This is a genomic window from Mycolicibacterium insubricum (genome assembly GCF_010731615.1).
Classification (GTDB): domain Bacteria; phylum Actinomycetota; class Actinomycetes; order Mycobacteriales; family Mycobacteriaceae; genus Mycobacterium; species Mycobacterium insubricum.
Genome location: NZ_AP022618.1, coordinates 2,644,268 through 2,659,957 on the forward strand (window position 1 = coordinate 2,644,268; position 15,690 = coordinate 2,659,957).

Here is a 15,690-nt window from a genome sequence, read left to right on the forward strand (position 1 = left end):
CATGCGTGCCAGCAAGTGCCCTCGGTGAGACTCGAACTCACACTGCACGGGTTTTGAATCCGTTTCCTCTGCCAATTGGGATACGAGGGCGCGGCCACCCACTTTAGAGGATGACTCAGCCAGGGTAGGCGTAGGGATTGGCCGGTGCGTCGACGCGGGTCACCGTCGTCGCGGTGAGCGTCGGGACCAGCACCTTGGTGGGATCCGGCGACGCCGGAGTCACCACCCCGACCGCACGCACCCAGGTGTTGTCCGGCCACCCGCCCACCTCGATCGCACCGGGGCACCGCAGATGGATCCGGGCCAACTGGGCGTCGGCCGCGCAGCAGATGATCACCACCCGGCCCAGGTCGGGCCCGGCGGGCTCGTGCAGCACGAACGCCGTCACCGTGATTGTCCGGCCGTCGAGCGAATGCGCCTTGTCGTTGGCGGCGCGCATCACCACATCCGGCAGCGACACCTCCGGTGCCGGGCCGGGCGGCAGGGGAGGGAAGTCCGTCGCCGAGGCCGAAGCGGCGGTACTGATCGACGGGGTGCGGGCACCGGCGCCGATCGGCGGGGGCTTGACGAAGATCAGCACGATCACCGGCACCAGCAGCAGCCAGGCAATACCGCCGCGGTGCCGGTGGCCGTCGTGGTCGTGTCCGCCGTGACCGGGTTCCGGTTCCGGGCGGCCGCGGCGGATGTCCCCGGCCATGGCCAGCACCGCGAGCCCGATCAACACCACCGCCGAGGCGGCCAACCAGACCAGCAATCCTGGTTTGACGTAGCGGGTGTATTCCCCGCCGACGACGATCAGCGCCACGCTGATGCCGACCAACAGCAGCACGATGTTCTCGGTCTCCCGCTTCATCGCGCGCCCAGAAAAACCAGGCCGGTGGCCGTCGCCACGGCGGTGGCGACCAGCAGGGTCGCCGGGGCGAATCGCACCGCGAAGCGGCGGCCGAACATGCCCGACTGCATGGCGAACAGCTTCACGTCGACGGCCGGGCCGACTACCAGGAACACCAGCCGGGGCAACAGCGGCAGCATGGTCATGCTGGCGGCCACGAACGCGTCAGCCTCCGAGCACAGTGCCATTACGACGGCCAGCAGCGCCATCACCATGATCCCGGCGACCAGGTTCGCCGACAGCCGCTCGAACACCGACGCCGGCACCAGTACGTGCAGCGCGGCCGCACCGCCCGCGCCGATCACCAGATAGCTTGCCGCCTGCAGGAAGTCGTGCCGCGCTGCCTCGGTGAAGACCGCCCACCGCGACCGGGCGTGCGTCGGGGCCGGCGGCAGCCGCCGGGTGATCCATTCGGCGCGGCCGAACCGCAACCAGCACCAGCCCATCACCACCGCGGTGATCATCGACGCGGTGACCCGGGCCGCGGCCATCTCCGGCTGCCCCGGGAACGCGACCACGGTGGCCACCACGACCACCGGGTTGACCGCGGGGGCGGCCAGCATGAAGGTCAGCGCAGCGGCGCCCGTCGGCCCGCCGGGACCGAACAGTCGTCGAGCCACCGGAACCGAGCCGCATTCGCAGCCGGGCAGTGCCGCTCCGCCGACACCGGCGGCCAGCACCGCGGCCGCGGGTTGCTGCGGCAGCCAACGCGCCAGCTTCTCCGGCGTGACGAACGTCGCGACCAGCCCGCTGACCAGCACCCCGAGCACCAGGAACGGCACCGCCTGCACGAACACCCCGGTGAACACCGTCGCGGCAGTGGCCCAGCGCGGGTCGGCCACCACCGCCGTGTGCAGTCGCCCACCCGCCAGCGCCAGGGCAACCAGGCCGACGATCAGCATCTCGGTCGACCCGATCGACAGCCGTCGGGTCCGTGCCGGGTTGCTCACCGCGCCAGTATTCCAACATGTACTGAATGCGCGCTGAGACCCGCCGTCGCGCACAAAGTCGCGGGTGCCCTCCCGCCGCGCATGGTCGACCGGGACAATGAACCGATGACCGGTACCAACGCTGAGCCCGCCGCCACTTCCCACCGCGTCCTGATCGCCGAGGACGAGGCGCTGATCCGGCTGGACCTGGCCGAGATGCTCCGCGAAGAGGGCTATCAGGTGGTCGGCGAGGCCGGCGACGGCCAGGAGGCTGTCGAGCTGGCCGAACAACTGCGCCCCGACCTGGTGATCATGGACGTCAAGATGCCGCGGCGCGACGGCCTGGACGCCGCCTCGGAGATCGCCGCCAAACGCATCGCCCCGATCGTCATGCTCACCGCATTCAGCCAGCGTGACCTGGTGGAACGTGCCCGCGACGCCGGCGCCATGGCGTATCTGGTCAAGCCGTTCTCCATCAACGACCTCATCCCGGCGATCGAACTGGCCGTCAGCCGCTTCGGTGAGTTGTCTGCACTGGAGCGGGAGGTCAGCACGCTGTCGGAGCGGCTGGAGACCCGCAAGCTCATCGAACGCGCCAAGGGGCTGCTCCAGGCCAGCCAGAACATGACCGAACCCGAGGCCTTCACCTGGATTCAGCGGGCCGCCATGGACCAGCGCACCACCATGAAACGCGTGGCCGAGGTGATCCTGGAAAGCCTCGACGCCTCGGAAAAACCGGAAAAGTAGCCGTCGGCCGGTGCCGGAGACGATCACCGTCCGGGTCAAACCGGGCAGCCGCAAGGGCCCGCTGGTCGAGACCGATCCCGACGGCTCGCTGACCGTCTACGTCCCCGAACGCGCGGTCGACGGCAAAGCGAACGAGGCGGTCATCCGGCTGCTCGCCGTGCACTTCGGGGTGCCTCGGCGCGACGTCGACCTGATATCCGGTTCCACTGGGCGGACCAAGCGGTTCCGGATCGGCTGAACTGGTTGTAATCCGGGGTAATAATGCGTCCACACGGAGGCGCCGAGGACGGGGTGATGGACATGGGCCGGCATAGCGGTGTGTGCACCCCAGGTCAGGTACGGGTGTGGGTGGTCGACGACCAGGCGGCGTTCCGTCGGGCGACCGTCGCCACCATCGATGCGACCGACGACTTCGTGCTGGCCGGCGAATGCGCCACCGGGGAAAGTGCAGTCGCCCGGATTGCCGCCGACGGCGGTGACATCGTGCTCATGGACATCCACATGCCCGGAATCGACGGCATCGAGGCGGCCCGGCAGATCTGCTCGACGCGCAGTGACGTGATGATCGTGCTGATGTCCACCTATGACGTGACGGACCTGCCCGCCGCAGCCGCTGACTGCGGAGCGGCGTCCTATCTGCACAAGGAGCACCTGAGTCCGGACACTCTGAGGCATCTATGGCAAGCCCACGGCTGAGCCTCGGTTCCGTCTCCAGCGCGATTCCCCGCTGGCAGGCGCCGGCCATTCTGCTGTTCACTGCGGTGCGGTCATCGTCGCTGCTCGGCCACGACCTCATTCAGCGATTCCAGGCCGAACGGTTCCAGGTGTTTCTCGCCGGACATTTCGGCATGTGGTTCGGCTGCGGTGTGCTGCTCCCGACGTGGGAGTACTTCGCGCTATCCCGGTCGTACTGGTTCCTGATTTTCATCGCGAACTCGGCCGCGCATTCCTGCGTGATCGTGTGGGCGATGGTGCTGGCCCGGCAGGAACGCTACGAACTGTCGATCACCGTGGTCTGCATCGGGAACTGGATCGGCGTGCTGGTGACGGTCTGGGTGTCGCCGGCGCTGCTGCCGGTGATGGCGATTCTGGCGGTGCTGCCCGTCGCATTCGCCGAAGCCTACGTCCGGTGGCAGCGGGGCCTGTTGTTCGTCGGGCTCACCGGACTGTGCCTGCTCATTGCCGCCACCATGTCGCGCTTCGTGGACCGGGAGACGTCCAGCGAGATCGGAAACCACTGGGTGGAAACCGGATTCATCATCGGGGGCGTGACCATCGTCGGGCTCAACGTGATGGTGATCGTGTGGAACAACGCCGCGGCGTTGCGCACCTCCGAGGCCTGCCTCGCCGAACACGCCGCCGAACTGGCGGCGTCGCGGACCCGGCTCACCGCCGCCGCCGACGAGGAACGCCGCCGCATCGAGCGCGACCTGCACGACGGCGCTCAACAGCACCTCGTCGCGCTGTCGGTGCTGATTCAACTGGCCCGAAACGCCGAGCCGCAGCGGGCGGCCGCGCTGCTCGACGAGGCCGCCGAGCTGGTCGGCACCGCGATCGTGGAGATGCGCCGCCTGGCCCACGGCATCTATCCGCCACTGCTGGTCAGCGGCGGACTGGCCGAGGCCCTGCCCACGCTCGCGGCCCGCGCACCCGTTCCGGTGCGGGTGGAGATCGGCGCTCTGGACCGTTACCCACCGTCGACGGAGGCCGCGCTGTACTTCTGCTGCAGCGAGGCACTGCAGAACGCCGCCAAACACGGAGACTCCGACACCACCGTCGTGGTGACGGCCGGAAACCACGACGGCCGGCTGCGCCTCACCATCTCCGACGACGGACCGGGCTTCGCCCCCGACACCCAGGGCCGGGGCCTGTCCAATATGACCGACCGGATCGCCGCGCTCGGCGGCGAAGTGACGATCGACAGCGCGCCCGGAGCGGGCACCCGGATCATCGCGATCGTCGACGTGGACGGCAGGAGCGACCTCAGCGCGCGACGATGACCGAGGATCCGTGTCCGAACAGGCCCTGGTTGGCGGTCACACCGACGGTGGCGCCCTCGACCTGACGCCCGGTGGCCTGGCCGCGCAGCTGCCAGGTCAACTCGCAGACCTGCGCTATCGCCTGCGCCGGGATCGCTTCACCGAAGCACGCCAATCCGCCGGACGGGTTGACCGGCACCCGGCCGCCCAGAGTGGTGGCACCGCTGCGCAGCAGTTGCTCGCCCTCGCCCTTGGCGCACAGGCCCAAGTGCTCGTACCAGTCGATCTCCAGCGCCGTAGACAGGTCGTAGACCTCCGCGCAGCTGACGTCCTCGGGCCCGATCCCGGCCTCGGCGTAGGCGGCGTCGAGGATCTGGTCCTTGAACACCCGGTCCGGTGCCGGCACGACGGCGGTGGAATCCGTTGCGATATCCGGCAATTCGGGTAGGTGCTGCGGATAGCGCGGGGTCACCGTGGACACCGCGCGCACCGAAGGCACCCCGTCGAGGGATCCCAGGTGTTTACGCGCGAAGTCCGCGCTGGCCACGATCAGCGCGGCCGCGCCGTCCGAGGTGGCGCAGATGTCGAGCTGGCGCAGCGGGTCGGCGACCACCGGGCTGGCCAAGACGTCGGCGACCTGAGATTCCTTGCGGTAGCGGGCATTCGGGTTGCTCAAGCCGTGCCGCGAGTTCTTCACCTTCACCGCCGCGAAGTCCTCGGCGGTGGCGCCGTAGAGGTCCATCCGCCGTCGGGCCAGCAGCGCGAAGTACACCGGGTTCATCGCGCCGATCAGGTGGAAGCGCTGCCAGTCCGGGTCGTTGCGGCGTTCCCCGCCGACCGGGGCGAACGCGCCCTTGGGCGTGGTGTCGGCGCCGATGACCAGCGCGACGTCGCAGAACCCGGCCAGGATCTGTGCGCGGGCGCTCTGCAGCGCCTGGGAACCGCTGGCGCAGGCCGCGTAGCTGGAGGACACCGGCACGCCGTTCCAGCCCAGCTTCTGGGCGAACGTGGAACCGGCGATGAAGCCCGGGTAGCCGTTGCGGATGGTGTCGGCGCCGGCAACCATCTGGACCTGACGCCAGTCCAGGCCGGCGTCGTTCAGCGCCGCGCGGGCGGCGACCACGCCGTACTCGGTGAAGTCGCGGCCCCACTTGCCCCACGGGTGCATGCCCGCACCCAGGATGTACAGCGGCTCTGTCGGTGTCATAGCCGTCCTCCCACGCGCTCCGGTCCTCGCTCGTTCCTCGCTGCGATCCTCACGCGCTCTCGGCCGGTCATGCGATCCTCCACACATAGGTCAGCCGCTCGAACCCGGCGTCGTCGGTGTACAGCCGCTCCACGCCCAGCTCCAGTTCCATGCCGACGCGCAGGTCGGCGGCCAGGGTGCCCTCGGCGACCTTGGCCAGCACGATGAGACCCTCGGCGGCCAGCTCGACCGCGGCGATGGCGAACGGTTCGAAGGGGTCGGGCGCCGGATAGGGGGCCGGTGGGGGATAGCGGTTCTCGGTGTAGCTCCACACCGTGCCCCGGCGTGACAGCGCGACGGGCTCAAGCACGTCGGAGTCACACGCCGGGTTGGGGCAGTTGTTGGCCCGCGGCGGGAACACGTAGGTCCCGCAGGCGGGGCATTTTCCACCGGTCAGCTGGGGGTTCCCGGCGTCGTCGTACGACCACCATCCCTCGATCGCCGGCAGGCTCTGGGCATCGATTGCTCCTGGCACGGGCATCAGCCTAGCCCCATCCGATGCGGAACTGAAACGTGTTCCAGTTTTGTCGGAACGTGTCCGGGGGCTTCCCGGTGATCCGCGGCGCCCGGCTTGCCTAGAGTTGAGCCCGTGAGTCCCGCCAAGACAGCAGCCGACACCACCGCCAAGGCCGACAGCTCCAGCCGACCGACCCTGATGCTGCTGGACGGCAACTCGCTGGCCTATCGGGCGTTCTTCGCGCTGCCCGCGGAGAACTTCAAGACTCGCGGCGGGCTGACCACCAACGCCGTCTACGGCTTCACCGCCATGCTGATCAACTTGCTGCGCGACGAGGCGCCCAACCACGTCGCGGCAGCGTTCGACGTGTCCCGGCAGACCTTCCGCTCGGAGAAGTTTCCCGAGTACAAGGCCAACCGGTCGAGCACGCCCGACGAATTCCGCGGCCAGATCGACATCACCAAGGAGGTGCTGGCGGCGCTGGGCATCACCGTGCTGGCCGAGCCGGGCTTCGAGGCCGACGACATCATCGCCACCCTGGCAACCCAGGCGCAGGCCGAGGGCTACCGGGTGCTCGTCGTGACCGGCGACCGGGACTCGCTGCAACTGGTCAACGACGACATCACCGTGCTGTACCCGATCAAGGGTGTCAGCGAACTGACCCGGTACACACCCGAGGCGGTGGAGGCCAAATACGGTCTGACCCCTGCCCAGTACCCGGACTTCGCGGCGCTGCGCGGGGACCCGAGCGACAACCTGCCCGGCATCCCGGGTGTGGGGGAGAAGACCGCCACCAAGTGGATCACCGAGTACGGCTCCCTGCAGCAGTTGATCGACCAGGTCGACACCGTGCGCGGCAAGGTCGGGGACTCGCTGCGCGCCAACGTCGGCTCGGTGCTGCTCAACCGCGAACTCACCGAGCTGGTCCGCGACGTCCCGCTGGCCCAGACCCCGGACACCCTGGCGCTGCGTCCGTGGGACCGCGACCATATCCACCGGCTGTTCGACGACCTGGAGTTCCGGGTGCTGCGCGACCGGCTGTTCGACACCTTGTCCACCGTCGAACCCGAGACGGAGGAAGGCTTCGAACTGCGCGGCGGCGCACTGGAACCCGGCGCCGTCGCCGACTGGCTGGCCACCCACGCTTCCGACGGTGGCCGCACCGGGCTGGCGGTCACCGGGACACACCGGGCGTTCGACGGCGACGCCACCGCACTGGCCATCGCGACCCCCGGTGGGGACGCCTGCTACATCGACACCGCGACGCTGACCCCCGACGACGACGCCGCCCTGGCGGCGTGGCTGTCCTCGCAGGCCCGGCCCAAGGCGCTGCACGAGGCCAAGCTGGCCCGCCACGACCTGGCCGGACGCGGCTGGACCCTGGCCGGAGTCACCTCCGACACCGCGCTGGCGGCATATCTGGTGCGACCCGGCCAGCGCAGCTTCGCCCTCGACGACCTGTCGGTGCGCTACCTGGGCCGCGAGTTGCGCGCCGATGATCCACAGCAACAACAGCTTTCGCTGCTCGATGACACCGACGGCATCGACGAGCAGGCCGTCCAGACACTGATGCTGCGGGCCCGCGCCGTCGTCGACCTGGCCGCCGCACTCGACGCCGAACTGGTCCGCATCGACGAGGCCAATCTGCTCACCGAGATGGAACTGCCGGTGCAGACGGTGCTCTCGGAGATGGAGACCGTCGGCATCGCCGTCGACCTGGATCGGCTCAGCGCCCTGCAGTCACAGTTCGCCGACGAGATCCGCGACGCCGCCGAAGCCGCCTATGCGGTGATCGGCAAGCAGATCAACCTCGGATCGCCCAAGCAGTTGCAGGTCGTGCTGTTCGACGAACTCGGCATGCCCAAGACCAAGAAGACCAAGACCGGCTACACCACCGATGCCGACGCGTTGGCGACGCTGTTCGACAAGACCGGCCACCCGTTCCTGCAGCACCTGCTGACCCACCGCGACGTGACCCGGCTCAAGGTCACCGTCGACGGGTTGCTCAACGCGGTGGCCGCCGACGGGCGGATCCATACCACGTTCAACCAGACCGTCGCCGCCACCGGCCGACTGTCCTCGACCGACCCGAACCTGCAGAACATCCCGATCCGCACCGACGCCGGCCGGCAGATCCGCGACGCGTTTGTTGTTGGTCGCCCTTCGGGCTCTGGCGGAGCGGGAGCGGTGTACGTCGAGTTGATGACGGCCGACTACAGCCAGATCGAGATGCGCATCATGGCCCACCTGTCCGGCGACGAGGGCCTCATCGAAGCGTTCAACACCGGTGAGGACCTGCACTCCTTCGTCGGGTCCCGGGCGTTCGGGGTGCCGATCGACGAGGTCACCATCGAACTGCGCCGCCGGGTCAAGGCCATGTCCTACGGGCTGGCCTACGGCCTGAGCGCCTACGGACTGGCTTCCCAGCTCAAGATCTCCACCGAGGAAGCCAAAGACCAGATGGAGGCGTACTTCTCCCGGTTCGGGAGCGTGCGCGACTACCTGCAGGCGGTCGTCGAACAGGCCCGCAAGGACGGCTACACGTCCACCGTGCTGGGCCGCCGCCGCTACCTGCCGGAGCTGAACAGCACCAACCGGCAGGTGCGGGAGGCCGCCGAGCGGGCCGCGCTCAACGCGCCGATCCAGGGCAGTGCCGCCGACATCATCAAGGTCGCCATGATCGAGGTCGACCGGGGACTGCGCGAAGCGGGTCTGGCGTCGCGAATGCTGCTACAGGTGCACGACGAACTCGTGCTGGAAATCGCCGAGGGGGAGCGCGAGCAGGTGGAGTCGCTGGTCCGGGACAAGATGGGCGGGGCCTACCCGCTCGATGTCCCCTTGGAGGTGTCGGTGGGCTACGGACGCAGTTGGGACACTGCGGCGCACTAGCGTCCCGGTTGGCAGCCCGATGACGGATTCCACTCAGCGGCAACAGCTTCACTTCCTGGCGCGACTCGGCGCGACCATGTGTGACGCGAACTATCCCGTTCCTCTGGTTCGGGAACTCATCGACCGGGCCTCTCGCAAATACGGGACCCCGTGCACGTCGAGCGTGCTGCCCGTTCAGGTGCAGGTCACCGGCGCGTGCACCGACACCGGCACGGTGGTCGAGGTCGTCAGGCCGTCGGGTGATTTCCAGTTCGACCAGACCTTTCCGCTGGCAAGCGTGATATCGGAGACACTCAAGGGCCAGTTGTCCGCGGCCGCCGGCGAGGATCGGCTGACGCGGCTGCTGGCCGCACCCCCGCCGTACCCGTGGTGGGTGAAGATATTCGGCTACGGCATGTGGAGCGCCGGGCTGTCGCTGGTGGTCGAACCGTCGAAGATAAACCTACTGGTCGCCGCGGTTCTCGGCCTGGTGGTGGGGGTGCTGTGCCGGATCGGTGACCGCTACCCGTCGCTGGCCAACCTGGTTCCGGTGTTCGCCGCGTTCATCGTGACGGCCGTCTGCGTGGAAGGCGCGCAGATGATCGGCCTGGACCACGTCGGTCTGCGCGCGATCGTGCCGCCGCTGGCGGTGTTCCTGCCGGGCGCGGCGATCACCCTGGCGGTGATCGAACTGACCTCCCGGGATGTGGTGTCCGGGTCGGCCCGGCTGATCGCGGGCATGATGCAGCTGGCCCAGCTGGCGTTCGGAATCCTGGTCGCCACACAGATTTTCGGGGTCGACGACGTCCCGCTGACGGCCAATCCGGCGAACCTGTTGGGGCCGTGGGCGCCGTGGCTGGGGGTGCTGGTCTATGCCGTCGGGGTGATGTTCTTCCTCGGTCCACCGCGGTCATTTTTGCCCTGGCTGCTGGTGGTCGCCTACCTGGCGTTCACCGGGCAGTACTTCGGTGACCGGCTGCTGGGCAGCTACGCGTCCGGCTTTCTCGGCGGCATGGTGTTGATGGTGGCCGCGCTGGTAGTCAGCCGAATGCCCAAGTCGCCGCCGGCGATGACGATGGTGCTGCCCGGTTTCTGGTTGCTGGTCCCCGGCGGCATGGGATTGATCGGGTTCGCCGAGATCTTCGGCGCCGACGGCGATTCCGCCCTGCCGTCGACGCTGATCTCGATGATCGCGGTGTCGCTGGGTATCCAGGCTGGGCTTGCGGTCTGGGCGGTGCTGACCCACCGCGCAAGGTTCGGGATGGAGATGCGTCAGACTGATCCCCATGGTCCACCCGTTTGACGAAGCCCTCGAGCTGGCCGGCACCGATTCGCCGAATCGGCTGACCGGGGCCACCCACCCGGCCTGGGCGAACATGGTCGGCCCGTTCGGCGGCATGACCGCGGCGACGCTGGTCGGGGCCATCGCATCGCACCCGGAGGCACTCGGTGACCCGCTGGCGCTGACCGTCAACTATCTGGCGCCGATCGCCGACGGACCCTTCGAGCTGCTGCTCAATCCGGTACGAACCAATCGCACCAACCAGCACTGGATCGTCGAGCTGTGCCAGGACGGCGAGCCCAAGACCACCGCCACCGCGGTGTTCGGCGTCCACCGGGACACCTGGACCGACGTCGAAGCCGTCATGCCTGTGGTGCCGGCACCGGAGGACGTCGAACGGCGCGGCCAGGATTTCCCGATCTGGCTGTCGCGGTTCGACCTGCGGATGGTCGAGGGTGCGCCGCCGCTGACCGAAGGCGAAGAGTCCCCGTCGTCGACGACGACGCTGTGGGTGCGCGACGCGGCGGGACGCCCGCTGGACTATCCGGGCCTGGCCGCCTGCTCCGACATCTTCTTCCCCCGGATCTACCTGCGCACCGGACGGCTGATCCCGGCGGGGACCATCTCGCTGACGACGTATTTCCACGCCAGCCGCGACGAGCTGGCGGCGCTCGGCGACGACTTCCTATTGTGCACGGCGCGGGCGCTGCGGTTCTCCCGCGGTTTCTTCGACCAGAGCGCGACCCTGTGGGGCCGCGACGGTGTGCTGCTGGCCTCCAGCCACCAGCTGGTGTATTTCAAGGGCTGAATCCCACCTACGCTTGGCCGGTGAGCGAGAACGGCCGTCCGGCGCGGGTCCCGGCAGCACTGCGTCATACGGTGCTGTTCTTCTCGCGCATGCTCGCGGCGCTGCCGGCCCGCTACTCCGACGTGCTGACCGTGGTGATGGCCCGGTTGGCGTACTGGAAGGGTCACGCTCTGCACTCGCAGGTGTTGCAGGACTTCCGCGACAACGTCGACCCGACCGCTCAGCGATCGCTACGTAAATGGCATCCGGTGCGGGCCATGTACCGGGCCTTGGTGCGCAACGCCAACGACGCGCTGTGGTTCCTCACCGCCTCCCCGGAGCGGGCCCGGCGGCGGTTCCGGATCGCCGACCCGCAGCCGCTGGCCGAGGCGCTGGCCGCAGGGCACGGCGTGGTCGTCGTCTTCCCGCACCTGGGCTCCTACGCCTCGCTGCCGGTGGTGCTGGCTTTGAATGGGTTCCCGACGACCATCGTCGCCAACCGGCAGTCCGCCCCGATGCAGTGGGTGATGGAGCGCGGTGCCGGCAAGGCCGGGATCGAACTGGTTGCCGTGGACAAGGAGCGGGGGAGCAGCATCACCGGCGCGATGGCCGACGCGCTGGAACGCGGGCGCATCGTCGCCGTGGCCGGTGACTACTTCCGGGCCCGCGCGGGCGGCGGAACCGGAGTGACCGTCGAACTGGCCGGCACGGAGCGGGTGATCGGGCCGGGCGCCGCGCTGCTGGCGTTGCGTACCGGGGCGCCGATCGTTCCGGCCGCGGTGTACCAGGCCAAACACCGCCGGGAACCGGTCATCGGCCGGCCCATCCCGGTGCCCTCGTTGCCGACGGACGCCGACCCGGCCGAAGTTCAGCAGCTCTGCCAGCAGATCGCCGACGCGATGACGGAGTTCATCGATGCCGAGCCCGAGCAGTGGGTGATGCCCGGGGGACTGGTTTCCGACTCCCTGGGCCGCCGAACGGGTGGCTAGGCGTTCGGTCGATACAGGTCAAAACGGGGGGAGTCCGGGCGGGTTTGTCCAGCGTAGGACCAGTCGAGTAGGCTCACAGGGTGCTCACGCGCGATTTTCGCGTGGGCGCGAACCAAAAATCCATCCCTACGACTAAACCTGTCCGGAGCAACCCACCACATGCCAAGTCCCTCCGTCACCTCGCCGCAAGTAGCCGTCAACGACATCGGCTCGGCCGAGGACTTTCTCGCCGCCATCGACAAGACCATCAAATACTTCAACGATGGGGACATCGTTGAGGGCACCATCGTCAAGGTTGACCGTGACGAAGTCCTGCTCGACATCGGCTACAAGACCGAAGGCGTCATCCCTTCCCGCGAACTGTCCATCAAGCACGACGTCGACCCCCACGAGGTGGTGTCCGTCGGTGATGAGGTGGAAGCGCTCGTCCTCACCAAGGAGGACAAGGAAGGCCGCCTGATCCTGTCCAAGAAGCGCGCTCAGTACGAGCGGGCCTGGGGCACCATCGAAGAGCTCAAGGAAAAGGACGAGGCCGTCAAGGGCACCGTCATCGAGGTCGTCAAGGGCGGCCTGATCCTCGACATCGGCCTGCGCGGCTTCCTGCCCGCGTCCCTGGTCGAGATGCGTCGCGTCCGCGATCTCGCGCCGTACATCGGCAAGGAGATCGAGGCCAAGATCATCGAGCTCGACAAGAACCGCAACAACGTGGTGCTGAGCCGCCGCGCCTGGCTGGAGCAGACCCAGTCCGAGGTGCGCAGCGAGTTCCTCAACCAGCTCACCCGCGGTGCCATCCGCAAGGGTGTGGTGTCCTCGATCGTCAACTTCGGCGCGTTCGTCGATCTCGGCGGCGTCGACGGCCTGGTGCACGTTTCCGAGCTGTCCTGGAAGCACATCGACCACCCGTCCGAGGTTGTCGCCGTCGGCGACGAGGTCACCGTCGAGGTTCTCGACGTGGACATGGACCGCGAGCGGGTTTCGCTGTCGCTCAAGGCCACTCAGGAAGACCCGTGGCGCCACTTCGCCCGCACCCACGCGATTGGGCAGATCGTTCCGGGCAAGGTCACCAAGCTGGTGCCGTTCGGTGCGTTCGTCCGCGTCGAGGAGGGCATCGAGGGCCTGGTGCACATCTCCGAGCTGGCCGAGCGCCACGTGGAGGTTCCGGACCAGGTGGTTGCCGTCGGCGACGACGCGATGGTCAAGGTCATCGACATCGACCTGGATCGCCGCCGGATCTCGCTGAGTCTCAAGCAGGCCAACGAGGACTACACCGAGGAGTTCGACCCGTCGAAGTACGGCATGGCCGACAGCTACGACGAGGCCGGCAACTACATCTTCCCAGAGGGCTTCGATTCCGAGACCAACGAATGGCTCGAGGGCTTCGACTCCCAGCGCACCGAGTGGGAGGCCCGCTACGCCGAGGCCGAGCGTCGCCACAAGATGCACACCGCGCAGATGGAGAAGTTCGCCGCGGCCGAGGCCGAGGAGGCCGCCCGGCCGACCACGAGCAGCTCGCGCTCCGACGAGCCGGTCGGCGGTTCGTTGGCCAGTGACGCCCAGCTCGCCGCTCTGCGCGAGAAGCTGGCGGGCAACGCCTGATAGGTTGCCGCGCAACACGATAACGACGAACTCCCCGGCTCTTCAGGAGCCGGGGAGTTCGTCGCATATCGGCCCTGACAGGATGGGTCCATGCTGCGAATCGGTTTGACCGGCGGGATCGGCGCCGGCAAGTCCACGGTGTCCTCCGCCCTGTCCGACTGCGGGGCCGTCGTCGTCGACGGCGACCTGATCGCCCGGGAGGTCGTCGAACCGGGCACCGAGGGGCTGGCACGCCTGGTCGACGCCTTCGGTCGTGACATCCTGGCGTCCGACGGTGCGCTGAACCGGCCTGCCCTGGCGGCGATCGCCTTCTCCGACGACGAGAAACGGGCCACGCTCAACGGCATCGTGCATCCGCTCGTTGGCGCACGGCGCACCGAGCTGATCGCCGAAGCCCGTGTGGCGCAGCGCAACCCCGTCATCGTCGAGGACATCCCGCTGCTGGTCGAATCGCGCATGGCGCCGATGTTTCCGCTGGTGGTCATCGTGCACGCCGATCCGGAGACCCGGGTGCGTCGGCTCATCGAGTACCGCGGCTTCACCGAAGAGGACGCGCGGGCCCGCATCGCCGCCCAGGCCACCGACGAGCAGCGCCGAGCCGTCGCCGATGTCTGGCTGGATAATTCGGGCGGCGCCGGTGAATTGGTCGAAGCCACCCGGGCGCTGTGGTACGAGCGCATCGAGCCGTTCGCGGAGAACCTGGCCCAGCACCGACCGGCCCGTGCGGGCCTTGCCGTCGTGCCCTATGACCCGAGTTGGCCGGATCAGGCCAGGCGCATCCTCACCCGGCTCAACACCACCTGCGGGCACCGTGCCAGGCGCATCGACCACATCGGCTCGACCGCCGTGCCGGGGATGGACGCCAAGGACATCATCGACATCCAGATCACCGTCGAATCACTCGCCGTCGCCGACGAACTCGCCGAAGAGCTGCTGGCCGCGGGCTATCCGCGGCTGCCCGGCGTCGTCGCCGACGTGGCGCACACCGACGATCCGGCCCAGTGGCAGAAGAGATTCCACGCCTCGGCCGATCCTGGGCGGCCCACCCATCTGCACCTGCGGGTCGACGGCGCACCCAATCAGCAGTTCGCGCTGATGTTCGTCGACTGGCTGGCCGCCAATCCGGCTGCGGCGCAGGACTATCGCGAGCTCAAGCTGGCCGCCGCCGAGCGCACGGCCCATCCCGATCCCGAAACCCACCACGGTGCCTACGCGGAGGCCAAGGAGCCGTGGTTCCTCGACGCGTACAGCCGGGCCCGCGCCTGGGCCGAGGGCACCGGCTGGACCGCCGGATAACTATTCCGTGGTGCCGGTGGGGGATGCGGCGTCCGCGGGGGCCGCGGGGGAGCTGACGGTCGGGTCCACCGGCACGGTCGCCGCGGTATCGGTCACCGGCGCACCGCACAACAGCGCGCCGTAGTCCGGATCGTCCTTGGGCCGGGTCAACCGGGGTGCGACGAAGGTGTCGGCCTGGGCGACCACCTCGTCGTCGACTTCGATCTCGCAGTGCAGATTCGCCGAGTACGGAAGGTCGATGGCCACCCGCATGCCGGCCTTGCTGGGGTGACTGAGCACCGCCTGGGCCTCGAAGACCCGACCGGGCAGCATGCTCGGGTCGGCCGACTGCACCTCGGTGTCGGAGAAGCGGTAGCTGATGGTGGCGCGTCGCGCCAGGCCGTCGATGCGGGCCCGGTAGGTGATGTTGTGCAGCGCTCCCTCGGGCGCCGGGGTCGCCGCGGGCTGATCGGCCGGGGTCGGCTCCGGTTCGGGTTGCGGCTCGGCCAGGGCCGTTCCGGCCGGCGCGGCACACAGCGCGACGACGGCGCAGCAGGCCGCCGCGCCGCGGCGGGCGGTGGTGGAGACGGGCAAGGCAGGCCTCTCGTTGCGCCGGAACCGGCCGATTGCCTGTCGCGAGCAT

The 15,690-nt window shown here is 68.7% G+C and carries 15 protein-coding genes and 1 tRNA gene; 10 read left to right on the plus strand and 6 right to left on the minus strand.

The window, feature by feature from the left end; all coding sequences use genetic code 11:
• Positions 1-16: 16 nt before the first annotated feature.
• The 3 genes from G6N16_RS12605 to G6N16_RS12615 form a co-directional block, all read right to left on the minus strand.
• Positions 17-90: transfer RNA gene (locus G6N16_RS12605), tRNA-Leu, on the minus strand.
• 25 nt (positions 91-115) lie between these two features.
• On the minus strand, positions 116-853 hold the full coding sequence (locus tag G6N16_RS12610) for a TIGR03943 family putative permease subunit (RefSeq protein WP_083030259.1): 738 nt from the start codon (positions 851-853) through the stop codon (positions 116-118).
• Positions 850-1,794, minus strand: coding sequence for a permease (locus tag G6N16_RS12615; protein WP_083030286.1), 945 nt, complete (start codon positions 1,792-1,794; stop codon positions 850-852). Before G6N16_RS12615 ends, G6N16_RS12610 begins: the two co-directional genes overlap by 4 nt.
• Positions 1,795-1,947: 153 nt before the next feature.
• Between G6N16_RS12615 and G6N16_RS12620 the strand changes: the two genes are divergently transcribed.
• From G6N16_RS12620 to G6N16_RS12635, 4 genes are read left to right on the plus strand one after another with little or no spacing between them, the layout of a single operon-like run.
• The gene (locus G6N16_RS12620) at positions 1,948-2,568 is read left to right on the plus strand and encodes a two-component system response regulator PdtaR (RefSeq protein WP_083030287.1); all 621 of its coding nucleotides are present in this window, start codon (positions 1,948-1,950) and stop codon (positions 2,566-2,568) included.
• A 10-nt stretch (positions 2,569-2,578) separates the two neighbouring features.
• Positions 2,579-2,806, plus strand: coding sequence for a DUF167 domain-containing protein (locus tag G6N16_RS12625; RefSeq protein ID WP_083030260.1), 228 nt, complete (start codon positions 2,579-2,581; stop codon positions 2,804-2,806).
• Between the two features lie 23 nt (positions 2,807-2,829).
• On the plus strand, positions 2,830-3,264 hold the full coding sequence (locus G6N16_RS12630; RefSeq protein ID WP_083030261.1) for a response regulator: 435 nt from the start codon (positions 2,830-2,832) through the stop codon (positions 3,262-3,264).
• Complete coding sequence (locus tag G6N16_RS12635; RefSeq protein ID WP_083030262.1) at positions 3,246-4,568, plus strand: sensor histidine kinase; 1,323 nt, start codon at positions 3,246-3,248, stop codon at positions 4,566-4,568. Before G6N16_RS12630 ends, G6N16_RS12635 begins: the two co-directional genes overlap by 19 nt.
• On the opposite strand, the gene G6N16_RS12640 is transcribed toward G6N16_RS12635, so the two are convergent.
• Positions 4,552-5,754 carry a lipid-transfer protein gene (locus tag G6N16_RS12640; protein ID WP_083030263.1) on the minus strand — a complete coding sequence of 401 codons (1,203 nt, stop codon included), beginning with the start codon at positions 5,752-5,754 and terminating at the stop codon, positions 4,552-4,554. The genes G6N16_RS12635 and G6N16_RS12640 overlap by 17 nt on opposite strands.
• 67 nt (positions 5,755-5,821) lie before the next feature.
• Positions 5,822-6,274 (minus strand): Zn-ribbon domain-containing OB-fold protein, encoded by a 453-nt coding sequence (locus G6N16_RS12645; protein WP_179961202.1) that lies wholly within the window; start codon positions 6,272-6,274, stop codon positions 5,822-5,824.
• Positions 6,275-6,448: 174 nt separating this feature from the next.
• On the opposite strand from G6N16_RS12645, the gene polA reads away from it, so the two are divergent.
• From polA to coaE, 6 genes are all read left to right on the plus strand, one after another.
• The gene (gene polA / locus G6N16_RS12650; protein WP_083030289.1) at positions 6,449-9,139 is read left to right on the plus strand and encodes a DNA polymerase I; all 2,691 of its coding nucleotides are present in this window, start codon (positions 6,449-6,451) and stop codon (positions 9,137-9,139) included.
• Between the two features lie 19 nt (positions 9,140-9,158).
• Positions 9,159-10,421, plus strand: a complete 1,263-nt coding sequence (locus G6N16_RS12655; protein ID WP_083030264.1) for a threonine/serine exporter family protein — start codon at positions 9,159-9,161, stop codon at positions 10,419-10,421.
• Entirely contained in the window at positions 10,399-11,208 is an 810-nt protein-coding gene (locus G6N16_RS12660) for an acyl-CoA thioesterase (RefSeq protein WP_234805795.1), read from the plus strand. Before G6N16_RS12655 ends, G6N16_RS12660 begins: the two co-directional genes overlap by 23 nt.
• Positions 11,209-11,228: 20 nt before the next feature.
• The gene (locus G6N16_RS12665) at positions 11,229-12,176 is read left to right on the plus strand and encodes a lysophospholipid acyltransferase family protein (RefSeq protein WP_133052913.1); all 948 of its coding nucleotides are present in this window, start codon (positions 11,229-11,231) and stop codon (positions 12,174-12,176) included.
• A 159-nt stretch (positions 12,177-12,335) separates the two neighbouring features.
• On the plus strand, positions 12,336-13,772 hold the full coding sequence (gene rpsA / locus G6N16_RS12670) for a 30S ribosomal protein S1 (RefSeq protein ID WP_083030267.1): 1,437 nt from the start codon (positions 12,336-12,338) through the stop codon (positions 13,770-13,772).
• A 90-nt stretch (positions 13,773-13,862) separates the two neighbouring features.
• Positions 13,863-15,068, plus strand: coding sequence for a dephospho-CoA kinase (gene coaE / locus G6N16_RS12675; protein WP_083030268.1), 1,206 nt, complete (start codon positions 13,863-13,865; stop codon positions 15,066-15,068).
• Here coaE and G6N16_RS12680 read toward each other — a convergent pair whose 3' ends face one another.
• Positions 15,069-15,641 (minus strand): hypothetical protein, encoded by a 573-nt coding sequence (locus G6N16_RS12680; protein WP_179961203.1) that lies wholly within the window; start codon positions 15,639-15,641, stop codon positions 15,069-15,071.
• Positions 15,642-15,690: the final 49 nt, after the last annotated feature.